21 protein-coding genes are annotated in these 21,123 nt (G+C 69.9%); 13 read left to right on the forward strand and 8 right to left on the reverse strand.

Features of this window, described 5'->3' with window-relative positions; genetic code table 11:
* The 4 genes from DI269_RS10905 to DI269_RS10920 all read left to right on the forward strand — a co-directional run.
* The coding region (locus DI269_RS10905) for a glycoside hydrolase family 2 protein (RefSeq protein WP_198667323.1) at nt 1–2,348 on the forward strand (2,348 nt) is incomplete at its 5' end.
* Nucleotides 2,349–2,402: 54 nt separating this feature from the next.
* Complete coding sequence (locus DI269_RS10910) at nt 2,403–4,496, forward strand: glycoside hydrolase family 36 protein (RefSeq protein WP_112135688.1); 2,094 nt, start codon at nt 2,403–2,405, stop codon at nt 4,494–4,496.
* Between the two features lie 2 nt (nt 4,497–4,498).
* On the forward strand, nt 4,499–5,737 hold the full coding sequence (gene manD / locus DI269_RS10915; RefSeq protein WP_112135690.1) for a D-mannonate dehydratase ManD: 1,239 nt from the start codon (nt 4,499–4,501) through the stop codon (nt 5,735–5,737).
* Between the two features lie 71 nt (nt 5,738–5,808).
* A complete protein-coding gene (locus tag DI269_RS10920; protein ID WP_112135692.1) occupies nt 5,809–6,426 on the forward strand; it encodes a DJ-1/PfpI family protein in 618 nt (205 codons plus the stop codon).
* On the opposite strand, the gene DI269_RS10925 is transcribed toward DI269_RS10920, so the two are convergent.
* Nucleotides 6,423–7,607 carry a glutamate-cysteine ligase family protein gene (locus tag DI269_RS10925; RefSeq protein WP_112135694.1) on the reverse strand — a complete coding sequence of 395 codons (1,185 nt, stop codon included), beginning with the start codon at nt 7,605–7,607 and terminating at the stop codon, nt 6,423–6,425. The two genes, DI269_RS10920 and DI269_RS10925, sit on opposite strands and share 4 nt — an antisense overlap.
* 196 nt (nt 7,608–7,803) lie before the next feature.
* Between DI269_RS10925 and DI269_RS28775 the strand changes: the two genes are divergently transcribed.
* Nucleotides 7,804–8,445 (forward strand): ribosomal protein L7/L12, encoded by a 642-nt coding sequence (locus DI269_RS28775; protein ID WP_198667324.1) that lies wholly within the window; start codon nt 7,804–7,806, stop codon nt 8,443–8,445.
* 54 nt (nt 8,446–8,499) lie between these two features.
* Nucleotides 8,500–10,029, forward strand: a complete 1,530-nt coding sequence (locus tag DI269_RS10935) for an FAD-dependent monooxygenase (protein WP_112135696.1) — start codon at nt 8,500–8,502, stop codon at nt 10,027–10,029.
* On the opposite strand, the gene DI269_RS27000 is transcribed toward DI269_RS10935, so the two are convergent.
* Nucleotides 10,026–10,181: a hypothetical protein gene (locus tag DI269_RS27000; RefSeq protein WP_157974899.1), complete on the reverse strand. Its 156-nt coding sequence runs from the start codon at nt 10,179–10,181 to the stop codon at nt 10,026–10,028. The two genes, DI269_RS10935 and DI269_RS27000, sit on opposite strands and share 4 nt — an antisense overlap.
* Before the next feature lie 147 nt (nt 10,182–10,328).
* On the opposite strand from DI269_RS27000, the gene DI269_RS10940 reads away from it, so the two are divergent.
* Entirely contained in the window at nt 10,329–10,670 is a 342-nt protein-coding gene (locus DI269_RS10940) for a YciI family protein (RefSeq protein WP_112135698.1), read from the forward strand.
* On the opposite strand, the gene DI269_RS10945 is transcribed toward DI269_RS10940, so the two are convergent.
* The 6 genes from DI269_RS10945 to DI269_RS10970 are packed head-to-tail and all read right to left on the reverse strand — an operon-like array spanning nt 10,667 to nt 17,222.
* Nucleotides 10,667–11,701, reverse strand: coding sequence for a LacI family DNA-binding transcriptional regulator (locus tag DI269_RS10945; RefSeq protein WP_112135700.1), 1,035 nt, complete (start codon nt 11,699–11,701; stop codon nt 10,667–10,669). The genes DI269_RS10940 and DI269_RS10945 overlap by 4 nt on opposite strands.
* A gap of 32 nt (nt 11,702–11,733) precedes the next feature.
* Nucleotides 11,734–12,621, reverse strand: a complete 888-nt coding sequence (locus DI269_RS10950) for an ABC transporter ATP-binding protein (protein WP_112135703.1) — start codon at nt 12,619–12,621, stop codon at nt 11,734–11,736.
* 1 nt (nt 12,622) lies between these two features.
* Nucleotides 12,623–13,573: an ABC transporter ATP-binding protein gene (locus DI269_RS10955; protein WP_112135705.1), complete on the reverse strand. Its 951-nt coding sequence runs from the start codon at nt 13,571–13,573 to the stop codon at nt 12,623–12,625.
* A 2-nt stretch (nt 13,574–13,575) separates the two neighbouring features.
* Nucleotides 13,576–14,457 (reverse strand): ABC transporter permease, encoded by an 882-nt coding sequence (locus DI269_RS10960; protein ID WP_112135707.1) that lies wholly within the window; start codon nt 14,455–14,457, stop codon nt 13,576–13,578.
* Nucleotides 14,454–15,449, reverse strand: a complete 996-nt coding sequence (locus DI269_RS10965) for an ABC transporter permease (protein ID WP_112135710.1) — start codon at nt 15,447–15,449, stop codon at nt 14,454–14,456. The genes DI269_RS10960 and DI269_RS10965 overlap by 4 nt, the downstream gene beginning before the upstream one ends.
* Before the next feature lie 54 nt (nt 15,450–15,503).
* Nucleotides 15,504–17,222, reverse strand: coding sequence for an ABC transporter substrate-binding protein (locus tag DI269_RS10970; RefSeq protein ID WP_112135711.1), 1,719 nt, complete (start codon nt 17,220–17,222; stop codon nt 15,504–15,506).
* Nucleotides 17,223–17,501: 279 nt separating this feature from the next.
* Between DI269_RS10970 and DI269_RS10975 the strand changes: the two genes are divergently transcribed.
* From DI269_RS10975 to DI269_RS11000, 6 genes are all read left to right on the forward strand, one after another.
* Entirely contained in the window at nt 17,502–18,509 is a 1,008-nt protein-coding gene (locus DI269_RS10975; RefSeq protein ID WP_112135713.1) for an L-type lectin family protein, read from the forward strand.
* Nucleotides 18,510–18,661: 152 nt separating this feature from the next.
* A complete protein-coding gene (locus DI269_RS10980; RefSeq protein ID WP_112135715.1) occupies nt 18,662–19,066 on the forward strand; it encodes a YbaB/EbfC family nucleoid-associated protein in 405 nt (134 codons plus the stop codon).
* Between the two features lie 55 nt (nt 19,067–19,121).
* Nucleotides 19,122–19,520, forward strand: a complete 399-nt coding sequence (locus DI269_RS10985; RefSeq protein ID WP_112135717.1) for a hypothetical protein — start codon at nt 19,122–19,124, stop codon at nt 19,518–19,520.
* A 2-nt stretch (nt 19,521–19,522) separates the two neighbouring features.
* On the forward strand, nt 19,523–19,849 hold the full coding sequence (locus DI269_RS10990; protein ID WP_112135719.1) for a WXG100 family type VII secretion target: 327 nt from the start codon (nt 19,523–19,525) through the stop codon (nt 19,847–19,849).
* 33 nt (nt 19,850–19,882) lie between these two features.
* Nucleotides 19,883–20,377: a WXG100-like domain-containing protein gene (locus DI269_RS10995; RefSeq protein WP_112135721.1), complete on the forward strand. Its 495-nt coding sequence runs from the start codon at nt 19,883–19,885 to the stop codon at nt 20,375–20,377.
* Nucleotides 20,370–21,119 carry a YwqJ-related putative deaminase gene (locus DI269_RS11000; RefSeq protein WP_112135723.1) on the forward strand — a complete coding sequence of 250 codons (750 nt, stop codon included), beginning with the start codon at nt 20,370–20,372 and terminating at the stop codon, nt 21,117–21,119. Before DI269_RS10995 ends, DI269_RS11000 begins: the two co-directional genes overlap by 8 nt.
* Nucleotides 21,120–21,123 lie beyond the last annotated feature (4 nt).

Below are 21,123 nucleotides of genomic sequence, written 5' to 3' on the forward strand. Positions count from 1 at the left end.
TCGACGGCGACAACGAGGCCGCGCAGCAGTGGATCGGCGACACCTCGTGGCGGTTCGCAACCGCGTTCACGTGGACGGACGACGGGTCGGGGCGCCACGACCTGGTCGCCCTCGGCCTCGACACCGTGGCGACCGTGGAGCTCAACGGGATCGAGGTCGGCCGCACGCAGAACATGTTCCGGTCCTACCGCTGGGATGTGCGCGAGCACCTGCGCGAAGGCGAGAACACCCTCACGGTCGTCTTCGCCGCCCCGGTCCCCGAGGCCGCGGCGCGCGCCGAGCGCGACGGCGCCCTGCCGCACACGAACCACCACGCGTACAACCAGCTCCGCAAGATGGCCTGCTCGTTCGGCTGGGACTGGGGCATCGACGTCGCGGGCGCCGGGATCTGGAAGCCCATCGGCCTCGACTCGTGGTCGGGCGCGCGCATCGCGGGCGTGCGGCCCCTGGTCGACGTGGTCGCCCGTGAGGACGGCGGCCACGACGGCGTCCTCACTGTTCACGTGGACATCGAGCGCGAGGTCGGCGACGTGGAGGCCCTCGTGGTAGTCACCGACCCCGACGGCCGCCCGCTGGAGACCGCCGTGACCATCCCCGCGGGCTCGGATTCGGCGGTTGCAGTCGTCACCGTCGAGAACGTCCGCCGCTGGTGGCCCGTCGGCCACGGCGACCAGCCGCTGTACGAAGTGGACGTCACTGCCGGGCAAGGGGAGTGGCACGGCCGAGTCGGCTTCCGCACCGTCGAACTCGACACCGCCCCCGACGAGGCCGGAGCCCCGTTCGACATCCGCGTCAACGGCGAGCGCGTCCTCGTGCGCGGCGCCAACTGGATCCCCGACCACGCCTTCCTCACCGAGATCGACCGCGACCGATACGCCCGCCGCGTTGACGACGCCCTCGACGCCAACGTGAACCTCCTGCGCGTGTGGGGAGGCGGCATCTACGAATCCGATGTCCTCTACGATCTGGCCGACGAGCGGGGCCTGCTCATGTGGCAGGACTTCCTGTTCGCCTGCGCCGCATACAGCGAGGACGACCCGCTGCGCTCCGAGGTCGAGGCCGAGGTCCGCGAGAACGTCGCCCGCCTCAGCCCGCACCCGTCGCTGATCCTGTGGAACGGCAACAACGAGAACACCTGGGGCTCGGTCGACTGGTCCTGGGCCCACCGCCTCGGCGGCCGCGGCTGGGGCGACGCCTACTACACCGACCTCATTCCCAAAGTACTGTCCGAACTGGACCCGACCCGGCCCTACTCGCCCGCGAGCCCCTACTCGTTCGGCGACTACCGCCACCCCAACGACGAGCGCTACGGCACCATGCACGTCTGGGACGTGTGGAACCGCGTCGACTACCGCGTCTACGCCGAGTACCGCCCCCGCTTCGTCTCCGAGTTCGGCTTCCAGGCCCCGCCCGCCTGGTCCACCCTCGCCGAGGTCGTCCACGACGAGCCCCTCGACCCCTTCGGCCACCAGATGCTGGTGCACCAGAAGGCCAACCACGGCAACGCCAAACTCCAGCGCGGCTGGCAGGGCCACCTCCCCGACCCGCAGTCCATCCAGGACTGGCACTGGACCACGCAGCTCAACCAGGCCCACGCCATCCGCTTCGGCGTCGAGCACTTCCGCTCGCTCACACCCCACAACACCGGCACGATCCTGTGGCAGCTCAACGACAACTGGCCCGTCGTCTCCTGGGCCGCCGTCGACTTCGCCGAGCACCGCAAACCGCTGTGGCACGCCCTGCGCGACATGTACGCCCCGCGCCTGGCGACCTTCCAGCCCCGGCCCTCCGAGCAGGCGTGGGCCGAAGCATGGGAAGGCACCGTCCCCGAGTTCGACACGCTCGCACTCGTCCTGGTCAACGACACCGGCGAGGACTACGACGGCGACTTCGCGATCGTCCGCGAGACCTTCGACGGCACCGCCCTCGCCAAGACCACCGTCCAGGCCCAGGTCCCCGCGCGCGGCGCGGCCACGATCGCCCTGCCCGCCGAAATCGCTACGTTCGGCGACCCGGCCGCCGAAGCCATCGTCGCCGTCGCCGACGACGGGGCCTTCGCGCCCGCGTTCCACTACGGCGCCGAAGTCGTCGACCAGCGGCTCGACCCGAACCCGCTCCGCGTCGAGGCCGTGCCGGTCGAAGACGCCGTCGAACTGCGCCTGACCGCGACCTCCCTCGCCCGTGACGTGTTCTGTCACGCCGACACCGCGGACCCGCGTGCCCGCGCCGACCGGGGCATGATCACCCTGCGCGCGGGCGAGACCGCCGTGATCCGCGTCGAGACCCCCGCCGGGGCCGGCCCGGACGCGTTCGCCGCCGCCCTGCGCTGCGCGAACGACCTGCTGTAGAACGACACCCGCCGCCCGGCCGCGAGGCCGGGCGGCGCCGCGAGGAGGCACGCCATGGCACTGCGATGGTCTACCGGAGACTTCGACCTCGAATTCACCACCGATGCCGACGCGCCGGTCACCCTCCGGTCCTTCACCCCCGCAGGCACACCGCCCGGCCCTCCCGCCACCACATCGCCCCTTGTGGAGGTCCAGGCCCTCGGCCACGGCCGCTTCCCCGGCAGCCACCGCTACACCTGCACCACCGTCGGATCCCGCCTGCGCTACACCGGCCACGACCTCACCGGCGGCGAACTGCACCTCCACCAGGCCGATCCCGTCACCGGCCTCCACGCCACCAGCGTCTTCAGCCCCTCCGCCCGCGCCGTGCGGACCTGGACCGTGCTCCGCGCCGACCAGCCGATCACCGTCCAGGCCGTGACCTCCCTCGTCCTGGGCACCTTCGTCAACGCCGACAGCACGATCGAGGACCTCGACGTTCTCTGGGGCGACAACGACTGGGTCGCCGAATCGCGCTGGCACCGCGCCCCGCTGCGCGAGGTCGGCCTGCCCGCCATGGACCCCGCGGTGCACCACCACATGAACCGCGCCCGCATGGCCGTCACCACCCGCAGCTCATGGTCCACAGGGGAGCGACTCCCGACCGGCCTCATCGTCGGCCCTGATGCGGGCCTCGCCTTCCAGATCGAGCACAACGGCGCCTGGCACTGGGAGATCGGCGAAGACCGCACCGGCGCCTCGCTCGCCCTCCTGGGCCCCACCGACGCCGAACACCAGTGGAGCCTCGTCCTCGCGCCAGGCGAGACCTTCACGTCGGTGCCCGTTGCCATCACGGTTGCGCGCGGCAACGACCCGGTAGGGGCCGCGCTGGCCGGACTCACCGCCCACCGCCGGGCCTTGGTGGCGGCCAAGGGAACCGCGGGACTCGAAGGCCCGCTCCCGGTCGTCTTCAACGACTACATGAACACCCTCATGGGCGACCCGACCGCCGCCAAGATCCTCCCGCTCGCCGAAGCCGCCGCCAGGGCCGGCGCGGACTACTACTGCATCGACGCGGGCTGGTACGACGACGATGCCGGCGGCTGGTGGGATGCGGTGGGGGAGTGGGAACCCAGCGCCTCGCGCTTCCCCGACGGCCTCGGCGCCGTCCTCGACCGCATCCGCGAACTCGGCCTGGTCCCCGGGATCTGGCTCGAACCCGAAGTCGTCGGCGTCCGCTCCAAGATCGCCGACATCCTGCCCGCCGACGCGTTCTTCCAGCGCGGCGGCCACCGCGTCGTCGAGCACGGTCGCTACCAACTCGACCTGCGCCACCCGGCCGCACGGACACACCTCGACGCCGTCGTCGACCGCCTCGTAGGCATGGGCGTCGGCTTCTTCAAGCTCGACTACAACATCATGCCCGGCCCCGGGACGGACGTCGGCGGTCTCGCTCCGGGCGCTGGCCTGCTCGAACACTGCCGCGCCTATCTCTCCTGGCTCGACGCCGTCCTCGCCCGCCACCCCGGCCTCCTCATCGAGAACTGCGCCTCCGGCGGCATGCGCGCCGACTACGCGATCCTCTCCCGCCTCCACCTCCAGTCCACATCAGACCAGCAAGATCCGGTCATGTACCCCGCGATCGCAGCCGCCACCCCGGCCTCGATCCTCCCCGAACAGGCCGGGCACTGGGGCTACGCGCAACCCGAGATGAGCGCCGAGGAGTCGGCCTTCACCCTCGTCGCGGGGATCACCGGGCGCCTGTATCTCAGCGGCCACCTCGCCCGCATGGACGACGAGCAGTTGGCGCTTGTCGCCACCGCCGTCGCCGCGCATCGGGAACTCTTGCCGCACAACGCTTCTGCCGTCCCCTCCTGGCCGCTTGGCCTGGAGCACCGCGGCCCCTGGCAGGCCTTTGCGCTCCACACCGAGCAGGCCGTGGTCGTGACCGTCTGGCGCCTTCCCGGCGCTTCGGGCACCCTGGAACTCGCGCTCCCGGCACTGCGCGGCGAACACGTCGTCTGCGACCAGGTGTTCCCTGCTCCCGGCACGCCCGGCATAGGCGACTGGAGCTGCGCCTGGAACGCTGCTGACGGCGTGCTCCGCATCGCGACTGACGTGCCCGCCCCGACCGCCCGCGTCCTGCGCCTGACGAGAGAGCGAATCTGACCATGATCATCGAGAAGGCTGAAGTGATCGTCACGAGTCCGGATCGGAACTTCGTGACGTTGAAGCTGACCACCGACGACGGCTTGACCGGGCTCGGGGACGCGACGTTGAACGGCCGCGAACTGGCCGTGGTCGCGTACCTGTCCGAGCACGTGGTGCCGCTCCTGCTCGGGCGCGACGCCCACCGGATCGAGGACACCTGGCAGTTCCTCTACCGCTCCGCGTACTGGCGGCGCGGCCCGGTGACGATGGCGGCGATCGCCGCGGTCGATATGGCCCTGTGGGACATCAAGGGCAAAGCCGCGGGCATGCCCGTTTATCAACTGCTGGGCGGGGCCTCCAGGACCGGCCTCCTGGCCTACGGCCATGCTTCGGGCAAAGATCTCGACGAGCTGTTCGATTCGGTTCGCTCCCACCAGGCCCAGGGCTACCGGGCGATCCGGATCCAGACCGGGGTCCCTGGCTTGCAGTCGATCTACGGGATCGCCTCCAACGCCACGTTCAAGGCGATGGACGGGGTCCGCTACGACCACGAACCGGCCCAGCGGGGCGCGCTCCCGGCCGAGGAGGACTGGGACACCCGCTCCTACCTGCGGCACGTGCCGACCGTGTTCGAGGCGGTCCGGGGTGAGTTCGGGCCGGAGCTGCCGCTGCTGCACGACGCCCACCACCGCCTCACCCCGATCCAGGCCGCGCAACTGGGCAAATCCCTTGAACCCTATGACCTGTTCTGGCTCGAAGACGTCACCCCCGCCGAGAACCAGGAGGCGCTGCGCCTGGTCCGCCAGCACACCACGACGCCCCTCGCCATCGGTGAAATCTTCAACACGGTGTGGGACTACCAGCAGATCATCCGCGAGCAGCTCATCGACTACGTCCGCTCAGCGGTCACCCACACCGGCGGCATCAGCCACCTGAAGAAGGTCCTGGACTATGCCGCCCAGTACCAGATCAAGTCGGGCATGCACGGTCCCACGGACATCTCCCCGGTCGGCATGGCGGCGGCGATGCATCTCGGTCTGTCGATCCACAACTTCGGCATCCAGGAGTACATGAAGCACGGCGCCAAGACCGACCAGGTGTTCCAGCAGTCCTTCACCTGGACCGACGGCTATCTCCACCCCGGCGACCGCCCCGGCCTCGGCGTCGACCTCGACACCGACGAAGCGGGCAAGTACCCCTACGTCCAGGCCTACCTCCCCTTCAACCGCCTCCACGACGGCACCGTCCACGACTGGTGACCCCTGAACCGGTGGTGTGTCGACCGAGGCCGCCGTAGGGTGGAGCGCGTCGTCGGACCGAGGGAGCGTTCATGCCGCAGGTAGCCGTGGTCACCTTTGACGGGTTCAATGAGCTCGACAGTTTCATCGCCTCTGCGATCATCAACCGGTGCCGGAAGGACGGGCTCGAAGCGTTCATCACCACGCCGACGCCCGTCGTCACCTCGATGAACGGGGTCGAGGTGACCGGGCAGCGTCCCATGTCGTTCGTGGCCGAGGCCGATGTCGTGCTGATCGGCAGCGGGGTGCAGGCGCGGGAGATCGCCGCCGATGACGAGATGCTCGCGCGGCTGGTCCTGGACCCGTCGAGGCAGTTGATCGGGTCGCAGTGCTCCGGCGCGCTGGTCCTCGCCGCGCACGGGACCCTCGGAGCCATGCCGGCGTGCACCGACATCAAGACCCGGCCGTTCCTGGAGGCCCGCGGGGTCAAGGTCCTCGACGTGCCGTTCCACGCCGAAGGCAACATCGCCACGGCGGGCGGTTGCCTCGCCTCGCAGTACCTCGCCGCGTGGACGATCACCAAGATCCTCGGCGAAGACGCGGCCCGCGCGGTGATCGACTACGTGGCGCCCTACGGCGAGAACGAGGAAACGGTTGAGCGCGCCATGCGCGCCATCAGCGAGACCCCGGCCATGGTGGCCGGCCCCTAGCCGAGGGCGTCCAAAAGGTCGTCGGCCGGGCAGCGGGCGCGGTCGGTGTAGGTGCGGCGGAAGTCGGCGAGGACGGTCTGCAGGCGCTGGGGCGCGCCGTTGCGCAGGAGCGCTTCGGTTGCGGCGGTGAAGCATTCCTGGGCGACCTTGTAGAGGACCGGGTCCTCCAGGCCGTTGCGGGCGGCCCGCTGCCAGACCGGTTCCGGAGGTTGGGGGCGGTCGCCGCAGAGCAGTGCCGTCGCCTCGTAAGCGGCCTCGGCGGCGCGGGGGTCGTCCATGAGGGTCGCGGCGACGATCGCGGGGGCGATCCAGCCGTCGCCGTGCTGCTGGTCGATCATCCGCAGCTCCAGCCAGCCGCGCGGCCGCACCAGCGGGAAGAGCGTGGTCAGGTGGTACTCGACGTCCTCAAGCGTCGGGTGCGCGCCGTCGACGCCCTCCTTGATCCAGGACCGCAGCGTCAGCCCCGGCGGGGCCGACCACGAACCGGGTGGGTCGCAGCGGCGGCACATGACCTCGGCGTCGAGCACGAAATCGGCGAACCCGCGGCGCAGGTCGCCCGACTCGGAGATCACGCGGCCCCACCCCGGGAGCTTCGCCCACAGGGCCTGGCGGGTGGACTTCCAGCCGCTGGCGCTCCCGTCCAGCAGCGGCGAGTTCGCGAACGCGGCCACCAGGACCGGGCCGATGCGGTGCACGAGGTCCCAGCGCCGCCGCAGCCCCGTGGGCCCCGGGCCGTCGTCGCCCGCGTCGAGGTTCACCTGGATGGATGCGGTGCCGCACATGACCATCCGCCCCCACGGGCCCGTCCGGTCGTAGTACGCCTCCATCGCCCGGTACCGCTGGTCGTCGACCAGCCGCACCGGCGTCCGCACCCCGTCGAACCCGCCGCCCCGGACGGTCTGCCCCCGCTCGGCGAGGACCGCCGCCAGCGCGGCCTGGTCGGTCTCGACGGCCGTGATGCACGCGGCCAGGTCGTCGGCCGGGGGCGAGCTCAGCTCGACCTGGCCGCCCGCCTCCCGCGTGACGATGCCGCCGTTCGGAAGGTCCCAACCCGTCTCCAGGTCGCCGCGGGGGTGGACCAGCCATTCGAGTTCGACGCCGACGCGCCGCGATGGTCCGGTGGTGAAGCCGGTCCGGCCGATGAAGGCGGCCGCCTCGTCTTCGGTCAACGCCGTACTCATGCCGGTTCACCTTTCGTTCAGCGCTCATGACGAGAAAGCTCCGCGCGGACCTGCGCCCACCCGGAGGTCATGTGGTGTGCCCGGAACTGATGTCCATTAAGCAACGCGTCGGTGCGATCTGGGAACCCCTCCGGCGTGCCGAAGCGAAACGAACCCGCACCGCGGCTTCGCCCCGGCCGAGTACGCTGGCCGTCGCGTGAACGTCACGACCACCCGGAAGGACCCGATCCCCATGACCGAAGGCCTCTCAATCGCGCTGGTGGTGCTGACACTCATCCTGGTCGTCGGCGCGGTGATGAAGTTCGCGGGCACGGCGCGCGCCAACCGGGACAAGGCGGCCCAGGCCCGCAGGTTCAGCCCCGAAGCGCGCCCCGGCGAGTGGTCGCTGATCCTCGACGGCACCGGCGCGAAGAAGATCCAGGTCATCAAGGAGCTCAGGGACATCACCGGCCTGGGGCTCGCCGAAGCGAAGGACCTGGTCGACCGCACCCCCTCGACCGTGCTCTCCGGCGTCGACCACCAGTCGGCCAGCGCCGCCTACCGCATCCTCGCCGACGTCGGCGCCGCCGTCCGGATCACCGAGACCGCCGCGCTCCCGGCCGATGCGCCCGCAGCCGTCCCGGGCACCTTCACGATCATCCTCGACGACGCCGGCCCCAAGAAGATCTACGTCATCAAGGAGATCCGGGCCCTGAACGGCACCGGCCTCGCCGAGGCGAAGCGCCTCAGCGAGCAGGTCCCGTCCAAGATCCTCACCGGCATCGACCACCCGACCGCCGTCGCCGCCCACGCCATCCTCACCCGCGCCGGGGCCACCGCCCGAATCTTCGCCGCCTAGGCTGCCCGGGTGCGGCTTGCTGGATCGGAACGACTGGGAGACGAATTGAACACTGTGGACAACTGGGACGTGATCGTCGTGGGCGCCGGCCCGACCGGGCTGATGCTGGCGGCCGAGCTGCGACTGGGCGGGGTGCGGCCGCTGGTGCTGGAGCGCAAGAGCGAGCGCCGGGACACGCCGAAGGCGGGCGGGCTCGGCGGGCAGGTGCTGGAGCTGCTGCGCTATCGCGGGCTGTTGGACCGGTTCGTGAACGCGTGCAAGGGTCCCATGCCGGAACCGAAGTTCCCGTTCGGCGGCGTCCATCTCGACCTCACCGGGCTCCAGGACGGCCCGATGCATGCCCTGCCGCTGCCGCAGGCGAAACTGGAAAAGGTCCTCGACGAGCGCGTCGAGGAGCTGGGCGTGGAGGTCCGCCGCGGCCATGAGGTCACCGGCGTGAGCCAGGACGATGACGCGGCCACAGTGGACGTCCAGGGTCCGGACGGCACGTACCGCCTGACCGCCCGGTACGTCGTCGGCGCCGACGGCGCCCGCAGCCCGATCCGCGAATCGGCCGGCATCGCCTTCCCCGGCACCGCGTATCCCGAGGTCAACCGGCTCGCCCAGGTCACCGTCCCGGACACCGCGGTCGTCCACGCCAACGGCGACCTCGAATTCCCGGGCCTCGGCACCATCGCCGCCGGGTTCACCCGCACCGACCGGGGCCTCATGGGCCTCGCCGCCTCGCCCGGCAACCAGGTCGTCTCGCTCTACACCACCGAGGACGAGCTCACCGAATACGACGACGACGTGCCGATGGCCCTGGAGGAGGTCCAGGACAGCGTCGAGCGCGTCCTCGGCCTCCGGCCGCCCGTGCACACCCCGCTGCGCCTGTCGCGCTTCACCTTCAAGGCCCGCCAGGCCGAGCGGTACCGCAAGGGGCGCATCATGATCGCGGGCGACGCGGCCCACCAGTTCCCCGCCACCGGCGTCGCGATCAACGCCGGGATGCTCGACGCGGTCAACCTCGCGTGGAAGCTCGCCGCCGTCCTCGGCGGCCGCGCGCCCGAGGGGCTGCTGGAGACCTACCACGACGAGCGCCACCTCGCCGGGGCCCGCACCCTCCTGCACACCCAGGCGCAGGTGGCGCTGCGGCGCGGCCATGACGAGGCCGCCGACGCGCTCCGCGCGGTGTTCCAGGAACTGCTCGCCGACGAGCCGGCCCTGCGCCGCATGGGCGCCCTCCTCGCCGGGGCCGACGTCCGCTACCCGGTCCCCGGCGCCGACCGGCACCCGCTGACCGGCGCGTTCAGTCCCGACCTGCCGCTGCGCACCGCCGCAGGCGCGACCAGCGTCGCCGAGTTGATGCACGCGGCCCGGCCCGTCCTGCTCGACCTGGCCGGCCGGAGCGACCTGGTCGAGGCCGCCGGGAAGTGGGCCGACCGGGTCGACGTCGTCACCGCCGAGTCCGACGGCCGGCCCGCCGACGCCCTGCTGATCCGCCCCGACGCCCACATCGCCTGGGCCGCAACGGTCAACGAATCGGCCGACACCGCCGCGCCGTCCCTGGAGCAGGCCCTCACCGACTGGTTCGGCGCGCCTTAGGCGTGCCGGACGCGGTCGAGCACCGGATCGGGGTGCTCGCCGAGGTACTCGACCACGGCGGCCGCCCGCGCGGCGAGCCGCCGGTTGAACGACCCCCGGCGCCCTGATCCGGACATCACCAGGTACTTCATGGCCCGAATATCGGCTCGCATCGACCGCTCCTCGTCGCTCGCAGGTCCTCACAGAAGGTCTAACCCACCGGGCGCGCACCGGCGGGCGCTTCGCCGAAATGTCGGACGCCGGGGCGATACTCGTCGCAGCGCCGACCGGCGGCGCGACCCGAGCAGAGGAGGCTGCGAATGACGAAGTACCTGATCTCGTTCCCGGGCGAGGCCATGGTGTTCCCCGCAGAGGACTTCCAGGCCGTGGCCGACGATGCGCACGCCGTCGTCGAAGCGGCCAGGCAAGCGGGCGTGTACGTCTTCGGCGGCGGCGTCAACGAGGACGTCGAGCCCGTGCGCGTGGCCGCCGACGGCACGATCACCCCCGGCGGCTACCCGGACCGCACGGTCCCGAACGGCGGCTACCTCGTCCTCGAAGTCCCCACCCGCAAGGAGGCGGAGGAGTGGGCCGCGAAGGTCGCCAAGGCCTGCCGCTGCGCGCAGGAGTTGCGGGAGTTCCAGTACGACCCGGCCAGTTAGGACTCGACCGCCGGCCCGGTCGAACCCCGAGGTGACAGCCGCGCCGGACGGCACCGGACCGACGGCGTCCGGTCCTGGTCCGGCGCCGCCCCGATGACGGCCAGCAGTGCCGCGGCGCACTGGGAGCCGTAGGCGGTGATGTCGCGGGTCAGCGTGGTCAGCGCGGGATGGGTGAGGCGGCACAGCGGCGAGTCGTCCCAGGCGACGATCGAGAGCCGGTCCGGCACGTCGATGCCGAGCTCGTGGGCGACCCCGAGTCCGGCGACGGCGGTGACGTCGTTGTCGAAGATGATCGCCGTCGGGCGGTCGGCGCCGGCCAGCAGACCCCGCGTCAGATCCGCGCCCTGCTCGCCCGTGTAGTCGCTGTGGACCGTGGTCAGCGAGTCGAGACCGAGCCCGGCGGCGGCCTCGGCGTAGGCGCCGTCGCGGATCGCGGTGTGCAGCAGGTGCGCGAACCCGGCGACGCGCGCGATCCGCCTGTGCCCCAGAGCATGCAGATATTCGAGGATCTCCAGGCACGGCCCGGCGTCGTCGTGCCACACCGCCGGCAGGCGGGCCCCTGCGAGCGGACCGCCCACGGCCACCGCGGGCAGCCCCAGGTCGGCGACGAAGTCGAGCCGCCGGTCCGCGATCCCCACGTCGCACAGCAGGACCCCGTCGACGCGGCGCTCCGCCCACCAGCGCCGGTAGACCTCGATCTCCTCCTCGACGGTGTCGACCACTTGCAGCGTGAGCCCGTAGGACCCGGCTGAGAGCGTCGCCTCGATCCCGGAGATCAACTCCATGAAGTACGGCTCGATCCCGAGCGTCCGCGCCGAGCGCTTCAGCGCGAGACCCACGACCTGTGAAGTGGCCACGGACAAGGACCTCGCCGCCCGGTTCGGGACGAAGCCCATCTCGGCGGCGATCGCCAGGATCTTCGCGCGGGTCGCCTCGGAGACGCCGGGGCGGCCGTTGAGCGCGTAGGAGACCGCGCCCTTCGAGACGCCCGCCGCCGCGGCGATGTCGGTGATCGTGAACCGCCTGGCCATGCGTCCTCCTCAAGGTCGTGGGCGGTCACGGTTCACGGTGCCGCCGCGACCCAGTGGTGCTCGTCGACCTCCGTCAGCGGCGGCGGTGCGACGTCGCGGTCGCCGTCCGGTTCCAGCGCTTCGGGTTCGGCCGTGCCGTCGGACCACTTCCGGTGCAGCTGCGGCACCGACGCCAGCAGGTTCCGCGAATAGGGATGCCGCGGATCGGTGAACACCTTCCCGGTCGCGCCCGCCTCCACGACCGCGCCGTGGCGCATGATGACGACCCGCTCGCTGATGTAGTTCGCCAGCGACAGGTCGTGCGTGATGAACAGGACGCCCAGGCCGCGCTCCTTCAACTCGCCCAGCAGGTTCAGTACGTCGATCCTGGTGGAGGCGTCGAGCATGCTGATGATCTCGTCGGCGACCAGCACCTTGATGTCGAGCAGCAGCGCGCGGGCGATGAGCATCCGCTGGAGCTGCCCGCCGCTGAGCTGGTGCGGGTACTTGTCGAGGACCGAGCCGGGGTCGAGCCGCACCCCTTGCAGCACGTCCTCGACCCGCGCGGTCCACTCCGCGCGCTTGACGCCCGGGAAATAGGACTCCCGGACGGTCTCGAAGATCCTGTCGGCCTTGAAGATCGGGTTGTAGCTGCTGAACGGGTCCTGGAAGACGCCCTGGACCTTCCGGTAGTACGCCTTGCGCTCGGCGTGGCCGTGCGCGGTGACGTCCTCGCCGTCGAGCAGGATCTCCCCGCGGGTGACGGAGGTGAGCTGGAGGACCATCTTCCCGATCGTGGTCTTGCCGCTGCCGGACTCGCCGACCACGGACAGGACCTCGCCGGGGGCGATGTCGATGCTGACGTCCCGGACGGCCGTCAATCGCTTGGAGCCGAGCGCGCCGATCCGGTAGGACTTCCACACGTGCTTGAGTTCGAGCATCTCAGTTCGCCTTCCAGCAGGAGACCTCGTGGCCCGCTTCGACGGTGACCGTCGGCGGCTCGGCCTCGCACTCCTCGGACGCGAGCGGGCACCTGGCCCGGAACCGGCACCCGGTCGGCGGGTTGAGCAGGTGCGGGGGCTTGCCGGGGATCGACTGGAGCCGCTCGTCGCCGTATTCGAGCCCGACCTCGGGCAGGGCGCCGATGAGCGCCCGCGTGTAGGGGTGCTTGGGGGACTTGATGATCGTCTCGGCCGGGGCCTTCTCGACGATCCGCCCGGCGTACATGACCATGATGGTGTCGGCGATCTGGTACACCAGCGACAGGTCGTGGGTGACCACGATCATCGACTTGACGAATCCCATGTCGCGGAAGCGGACCAGGGTCTCGGCGACGGCGCGCTGGTTGGTGACGTCGAGCGCGGAGGTGACCTCGTCGGCGATGAGCAGGCTCGGATCGAGCAGTGTGGACAGGACCATGACCACGCGCTGCTTCATGCCGCCCGACAGCTCGATCGGGTAGTTGTCGAGGACCTTCTCGGTGAGCCCGACGAGTTCGAGGCGCCGCACCAGCTCGTCCTTGAACTCCCGGTACGACTTCCCGCGGGCCCGCAGCAGCTCGGCGATCATCTTCCCGATCTTGCGGGTCGGGTTGAGCGCGCTCATCGAGTACTGCGGGATGATCGAGACCTCTTTCCACCGGCGGGCGTTCATGGCCTTGTCGTCGCCGATCGGCAGCTCGTCGCCGTCGAGGACGGCGGTGCCGCCGACGTGGCGCATCCGGCCGTCGAGGCGGATGAGGCTCTTGCCGAGGGTGGTCTTCCCGCAGCCCGATTCGCCCGCGAGGCCGACGATCTCGCCGTCGGCGAGGGAGAACGAGACGCCGTCGAGGGCGCGCACGTCGCCTTTGAGGGTCCGGTAGTGGACCTGGAGGTCCGCCACTTCCAAGGTCATGGCTACATCTCCCTCAGCTTGGGGTTGAAGACCTCGTCGAGGCCGACGTTGGTGATGTACAGCGCCCCCACGATGAGCGTGATCGCCAGGCCGGGCGGGACGAACCACCACCACATTCCCAAGTGGAGGGAGCTCCACGCCATGGACTGCTGCATCATGGTGCCCAGCGAGACGGCGTTGGCCGGGCCCAGGCCGATGAAGTCGAGCATCGCGGCGAACAGGATCGCGCCGCCGAAGAGCAGGATCATCGACATGAGCAGGTAGGACGCCATGTTCGGCATGATCTCGCGGACGATGATCTGCCAGGAGCGCTTGCCGGTGAGGCGCGCCAGGTCCACGTAGTCGCGGTTGGCGAGCGTGAACGTCTGGGCGCGTACGGCTCTGGCGACCCACGGCCACGAGAAGATCCCGATGATGACGGCCTGGCTGACGACCCCGCGCACCTCCAGGTAGGAGCTGATGACGATGAGGACGGCCAGCGCCGGGAGCACCAGGACCACGTTGGTGATCATGTTGAGGACCTCGTCGACCATGCCGCCGCGGTACCCGGCGGTGAAGCCGACGGCGAGGCCGATGACGAAGGAGATGCCGCCGCCGAGCGTCCCGACCAGGTACGAGGACCGCAGGCCGTGGACGAACTGCGTGAACACGTCCTGTCCGAAGTAGGTGGTGCCGAACCAGTACTCGCCCGACGGCGCTTCGGATTTGGGGCCGACGTACTCGTTGGGCGAGTCGGACAGGAAGAACGGCCCGAAGAGCCCGAGCAGGAGCAGCGCGAGCACGATCGCCAGGCCGATGGCGACCTTGGGGTTGCGCAGCGCGAAGTACAGGTGCTCGTGGCGCCGTCCGATGCGCTCGGTCTGGAGGACGACTTCGGCGCTCATGACTGGCCTCCTTCGAGTCCGAGGCGGGTGCGGGGGTCGACCAGGACGTACACGACGTCGGCCAGGAAGTTGAAGACGAGGACGCCGATGACGATGAACAGCAGGATGCCCTGGAGCAGGAAGAAGTCCTGGCTGCTGATGGCGTTGAGCAGGAGGCTCCCCAGGCCCGGGTAGGCGAAGACGACCTCGGTGACCAGGGCCCCGCCGACGACCACGCCCAGTTGCAGGGCGAGGCCGGTGATCTGCGGCAGGACCGCGTTGCGGAACGCGTAGCGGCGCACCAGCCGGTTGGGGGCGCCGAGGGCCTGGAGGTAGTTCGAGTAGTCCGATTCGAGCTCGTAGATGACGAGGTTGCGCATGCCGATGGCCCAGCCGCCGAGGGCGACGACGAACAGCGACAGGAACGGCAGGAACCAGTGGTGGACCAGGTCGACGATGAACGTCCACGTGAACGCGGGGGTGAGCGCGAAGCTGTAGCCGCCGGCGACGGGGAACCAGCCGAGGATGATGCCGCCGACCCACGCGAGGAGGATCGCCAGCCACATGTAGGGGACCGCGGTGAGGACGTACCCGATCGGCAGGGCGCCGTTGTCGAGGAGCTTGTTGCGGGCGGCCATGGCGCCCAGGGCGTTCCCGACGAACCAGCTCAAGAGGATCGACGGCAGCAGCAGCGCGAGCGTGTACGGCAGGGCGTCGGCGACCACCGTCGCCACCGGCGAGGGGAACGCGAAGACGCTGACGCCGAGGTCGCCGCGGAACAGGGCGCCCCAGTAGTTGAAGTACTGCTGCCACAGCGGCACGTCGAGGCCGAACAGCTCGTTGAAATACCCGCGCATGGCCTCGGAGGACTCGACGTTGGCGACGGAGTTGCGGGTGAGCATCCGCGCGACGGGGTCCCCGGGCATGAGGCGGGGGACGGCGAAGTTGATGGAGACTGCGATGACGAACGTCAGTCCGTAGATGAGCAGTTTGCGCCTGAAGTAGCGGCCCATGGGAACTCCTAGCGGCTGGGGTGGGCGGGGCCGCGCGGGCCCCGCCCCGCGGGACTACTCGGCGAGCTTGAGCTCGGTCAGCATGTAGATCGAGCCCATGTTCCAGAGGGTGTTCCACATGGACGGGAACACGTGCGGGCCGCCGCCGGACTCGGAGGGCCAGTTCGTCCAGACGCTGTTGTTGACCTGGGACCAGGCGCCGTTGTACCAGATCGGGATGGCCGGCATGTCGACCAGCGCGTGGCGCTGGAGCGCGGAGAGGATCTCCTGGTAGCGGGGGTCCTCGGCGGCGGTGGCGGCGAGCTCCTCGGTGAGGGTCCACGCCTCCTCGTTGGTCCAGCGCGAGAAGTTCGCGGTGGACTGGCTGTCGAGGACGGGCAGCTGGAACAGGTACCGGTAGTGGGTCCACGGCGTGTGGCTGGTGCCGCTCCAGTTGTTGAGCATGAGCTGGAAGTCGCCGGTGGTGCGGGCGTCGTCGACGGCGCCGGCGTCGATGAACTCCTCGGTGACGTTGATGCCCGCGGCGCGCAGGTCGGTCGCCATGCTTCGGGCGGCCTCCTCCCAGTCGGTCCAGCCGGTGGGCACGTTGAGCTTGAACTCGATGGGGTCGCCGCCCTTGGTCTCGACGAACCCGTCGCCGTCGGCGTCCTCGTACCCGGCGGCGGCGAGGATCGAGGCGGCTTCGCTGGCGCTGTAGCTGAACCCGACCTCGTCGATGACGGCCTGGTCGTAGTACTTCTCCCAGATCGGGAGCAGCCCGGTGGGGCTGGCGGCGGCGACGAGTCCCGAGTAGACCGAGTCGACGATCTTGGCGCCGTCGATGGCGAAGGCCATGGCGCGGCGGAACTCGGGGTCGTCGAGGGGCTCGATCGTGGTGTTGGGGATGAGCATCGCGGTGTTGGCCGAGAGCATGTACGGCGGTCCGTCGTAGTAGGTGCTCAGGTCGGGGTTGGCGGCGATGAGGTCCTGGATGCCGGGCAGGAAGTTGTTGGAGATGTCGAGTTCGCCCTGCGCCATGAGGTTGAGGGTGACCTCGTTGGAGGTGTTGACGATGTCGACGATGAACCGGGGCGCGACCTCCAGGCCGAGCGCCTCGGTGGCCCACCAGTCGTCGCGCTTGACCCAGGCGAGCCGGTCCTGGTCGAAGCTGTGGACGGTGTAGGGGCCGGAGACGACGGGGTTCTCGTTGGCGCCGGTGAGGATCTCCTCTTCGGACAGTTGCGAGAGGACGTGCTCGGGGACGATCTGCTCGGCCCACAGGAAGTTGTTCCACTCCTGGTGGCGCGCTTCGGTGAAGGTGAAGACGACCGTGAGGTCGTCGGGGGCGTCGACGGCGGAGAGCCAGTTCCAGATGTTGGCGTAGGGGACGGCCTCGATCTTGCCGAGCTCGGCGGTGTACTTGACGTCGGCGGAGGTGAGCTGCTCGCCGTCGGACCAGGTGATGCCGGGCCGGAGCTTGAGCGTGTAGACGAGCTCCTCGGTCCACTCGCCGGACTCGGCGAGCCAGGGCGTGAGCTCGGTGGTGTTGGGGTCGAACAGGAACAGGGACTCGTAGCCGAGTCCGTTGAGGCCGGTGACCTCGCCGGGGCTGATGGTGTTCCAGTCCGCGGGCGGGCCCCAGGCTGAACCGGTGGAGTAGAGGGTCTCGTTGCGGGGGAACTGGTCCATCGAGAGGTCCGAGGGGTCCTCGCTGCCGGTGCCTTCGTCGGTGCAGGCCGTGGCCGCGAAGGCGGTGCCCGCGGCGATGGTGAAGATTGTGCGCCTTCTGATCATCTTCTGCTCCGCTTTCGGATCGAGGGATTGGCGTGGCCCGGCTGACCGTCGCGGCGGCGGTGCGGTCTCGGCTGCGGCGGAGTTGCAACTTAACCGGGTCAGTGAAGGCACTGAATCATGACCTTCAATATGTGTCAAGGGAAGACCGCGGAATCCGAGGCCACCGGCCCGGAAAGCAAGCGAATTTCTCACATATTGAGATATGTCGAAACGGTGAATCGCCGTCCCGGCCGCCGAACCTGTTCTACGGTCGATCCACACCCGACCGAAGGAGTGACAGTGAACCGGATCGCCATGCTCGGAGCGGGCTCGATGCTGCTCGCCGGCACCCTCGCCGCCCTCCCCGGCACCGCCGGAGCCCAAGGCGCCGAAGAGAAGACGCTCCTGGTCCAGGAGCCCTTCACCGGCGCGACCCTCGACGACCCCGCGTTCCAGTCCCTCAACGTCTGCCTCACCGCCAGCACCGTCGCCGGCGACGAGAACGACTTCGACTCCTGCGCCGACCAGACCCTGGGCCCGGTCCCCGAGATGGGCAAGGACCCCGGGTACCTCCAGCTCACCGACGGCGGGACCTACGACTACGGCGGCATGGTCTACAACAAGCCCCTGGAGAACAGGGGCGGCATCGAGATCACCTTCGCGATGTACCAGTACGGCGGCACCGGCGCCGACGGCATCTCGCTCTTCATCGTCGACGGGGAGACCGACCTGACCGAGGTCGGCGCCTACGGCGGCAGCCTCGGCTACGCCCAGTTCGACCGCGAGAACGTCGTGCGCGACGGCGTCGACGGGGGCTACCTCGGCCTCGGCCTTGACGGCTGGGGCAACTTCTCCGCCGACACCGAGGGCCGCGGCCGCGGATGCCCCGAGGACCAGCGGGCGCCCGAGCACCTGCACGAGTGGGGCAACCGCGCCCCCGACAACGTCGCCCTGCGCGGCCCCGGCCAGGGCCTGGACGGCTACTGCCTGCTGGGGACCACCGCCACCGACGAGAAGATCGGCTCCGACGTCGACGGCGACATCTTCGGCACCGACTTCCCCGAGCACCTCAACGCCGACGGCCGCCAGGAGTCCAAGCGCCTCGTCAAGCTCAAGGTCTCCGACGAGGAGCACCCCGACGTCACCGTGGACATCGACTTCCAAGACGGCAATGGCTGGGTCCGCGTCCTCGAAACGCACGTCCCGCACCAAGCCCCCGAGACCTTCAAGTTCGGCTTCGCGGCCGCCTCGGGGTACGCCACGAACGTCCACCTCCTGCGCCACCTGCGCGTCGAGACCTTCGAATAGCGCACGCGCGACCACGCCGGCCCGCACCGTTCGGTGCGGGCCGCCGTCGTGTCGGAACCTGAGGTGGCGCTAGGTCACCCGTGCGGAACCGGCGCGCAGCGGACGTTCCCGCCCGGCTTAGGATCGTTGCTTCGCAGCCCTAGGGAGGTCCGATGTCCGGAGCAGGAGACTACGCCGCGCGGCTGGCCGAGCAGCGGGCTGCGCTGGCGGCGGCGACCGGCTCGCCGGAGGAGCACCAGGCGGTGCCCGTGACGGCCGAGTCGGGGAAGGGGAGCGTGCGCGTCACCCTCGGCGCGGACGGCCGCGTCTCGCAGATCGAGGTGGACCCCAAGGGGTTCAAGGAGGGCTCGGACTTCATCGCCGAGCACGTGCGGCTGGCGCTGAACGAGGCGCTGGACCGGCGCGCCGAGATGGTCGGGACCGGCGAGCGCGTCCCCGACCTGAACGCCATCAACGAGTCCATCGCCGAGATCCAGGCCGCCGCCGTGCCGAAGTTCCAGGAGATGAGCGCCTCGATCACCCAGGTGATGGCGAAGCTCAATAGTAAGTCGTCTTGACGGTGCGCACCAACGTGAAATCCGTTCCGGTATGGTGACGGGTCGGGAGGTCGGAATGTTCGGAGAAGACCGGATTGGGGATCAGCTCGCGCAGGTCCACGGGACCCTGTCGACGGCCGCCGACATGCCCGGGGCCCAAGCGGACCCGATCGTGACGGAGGCGTCTGAGGGCCGCATCAAGGTGACCTTGGGCCCCGACGGCAGGTTCGAGCGGATCAAGATGACCCTCAGCGCGCTCAAGGACGGCCCCGAGGCGCTGGTGGCGCAGCTGACGCTCGCCGTCAACGAGGCGATCGACCTGCGCGCGGAGCAGACCGCGCCCGCCGGGCCCGTCCCCGACATGGCCGCGATGAACGAGCAGGCCGCGAAGATGCAGGACGCGTCCGTGCGGCAGTTCGAGGCCATGGGCGCCTCGATCTCCGACCTCATGACCAAGCTCTACGGAGGACGGTGACCATGGAGGGCTTTGAAGTCACCCCCGAGACCATCCGCAAGTCGGCCGACGAGCTCGACGCCGCGCGCGACGACGTGCAGGCGCTCTTCGACCAGTTCACGGCCGCGGTGGAGCAGTACGCCGACGCGTTCGGCGGCGACCTCATCGGCACCGCGGGCGGCCTCGGCCACGGCGCGGTCATGGACGCGGCCACCGAGTGCTTCACCACCAACATCGAGGACCTGACCAGCCTGTCGCAGGCGCTCCGCGAGATGGCGGACGACCACGAGGTGGGCGACGACGAGGTCGCCGCAATCTTCGCGAAGTTCCAGGGCGACCTCGGCGCCTGATCCGATCCCTTCTCTCCCAAGGAGTCTCCGCCCATGGGCATGGACCTGCCCTCTCCGCTCATCGAGATCCTCGGCATGCTCGGCTACGAGTGGCCCGAGTCCGACGAGGAGTCCCTGTTCAAACTGGCGGGGGAGTGGACCGGCATGGCCGACCAGCTCGGCCCGCGGATCGAGTCCCTCCAGAACGCGGCCCGCACCCTCCTGGAGAACAACCGCGGCTCCCACATCGACGCGTTCCAGGCCGAGTGGGAGGGCGAGGAGTCCTCGGCCAACAACCTCGCCGACGCCGGCGACCCGGCCAACAAGCTCAACATCGGCCTGACGATCATGGCCGCCATCGTCCTGGCGCTGAAGATCCAGGTGATCATCCAGCTCGCGATCCTCGCGTTCCAGATCGCCCAGGCCATCGCGTTCGCGGCCGTCACCTTCGGGGCGTCGCTCGCCCAGATCCCGATCTTCAAGACCATCACCGGGATGATCATCGACAAGCTGATGGACATGGCGATCACGAAGGTGCTCAATGGCTAGGGGCGGCGGCGACCGCAACATGCCCGACGGCGCCTCCCGGCTGCTGTCCGAGATGCTCAACGACCCGAAGGCCTTCAACAAGGCGCTGAACAAGAACCGCAAGGGCGGCGGCAAGGGCGGGAAGGGCGGCGGCAAGACCGACGAGACCCCGGACCTCAACCCCCCGATCAAGCGCGCCCCCGACAAGATGAAGCCGAGCGGCGACGTCGAGGCCGACCGCAAGCGCCTGCGCGAGGCCCTGCACGACAAGATCGACGAGGTCTCCGACGAGCGCGACCCCTCGACCCACTGGTCCGGCAACCGGCGCCGCCCGTGCATGAGCGCCGTGTGGGACCGCGAGTCCGGCAAGGTCTTCTACAACCACAACTCGAAGGAGGCGATCGACCCCGATCGCCTGCACCCCAAGCTCCGCGAGCGCTACGACAACTACAAGGACGGGAACTGGAACCGGTACGAGGCCGACCAGGACAAGCACGGCGAGCCCGGCAAGCACTCCGAGAGCCGCGCGACCAACCAGGCGCTCAAAGAGGCCGAGATGGACTACCTCAAGGGCGAGCGCAAGGACCGGCCCAAGCTTGAGGACTTCATGGTCGAGAACGCCGCCCCGAACAACAAGAAGCCGATGCCGTGCTGCCCCCAGTGCACCCAGATGGTCGACGGCGTGGACGGCGCCGACCGCGGCTGGGACAAGAACCCCGACGGCAGCAAGAAGCACCGCACGGACGGCTGGACCGGCGAATGACCCC

It is taken from the genome of Glycomyces dulcitolivorans (assembly GCF_003265355.1).
GTDB lineage: Bacteria > Actinomycetota > Actinomycetes > Mycobacteriales > Micromonosporaceae > Glycomyces > Glycomyces dulcitolivorans.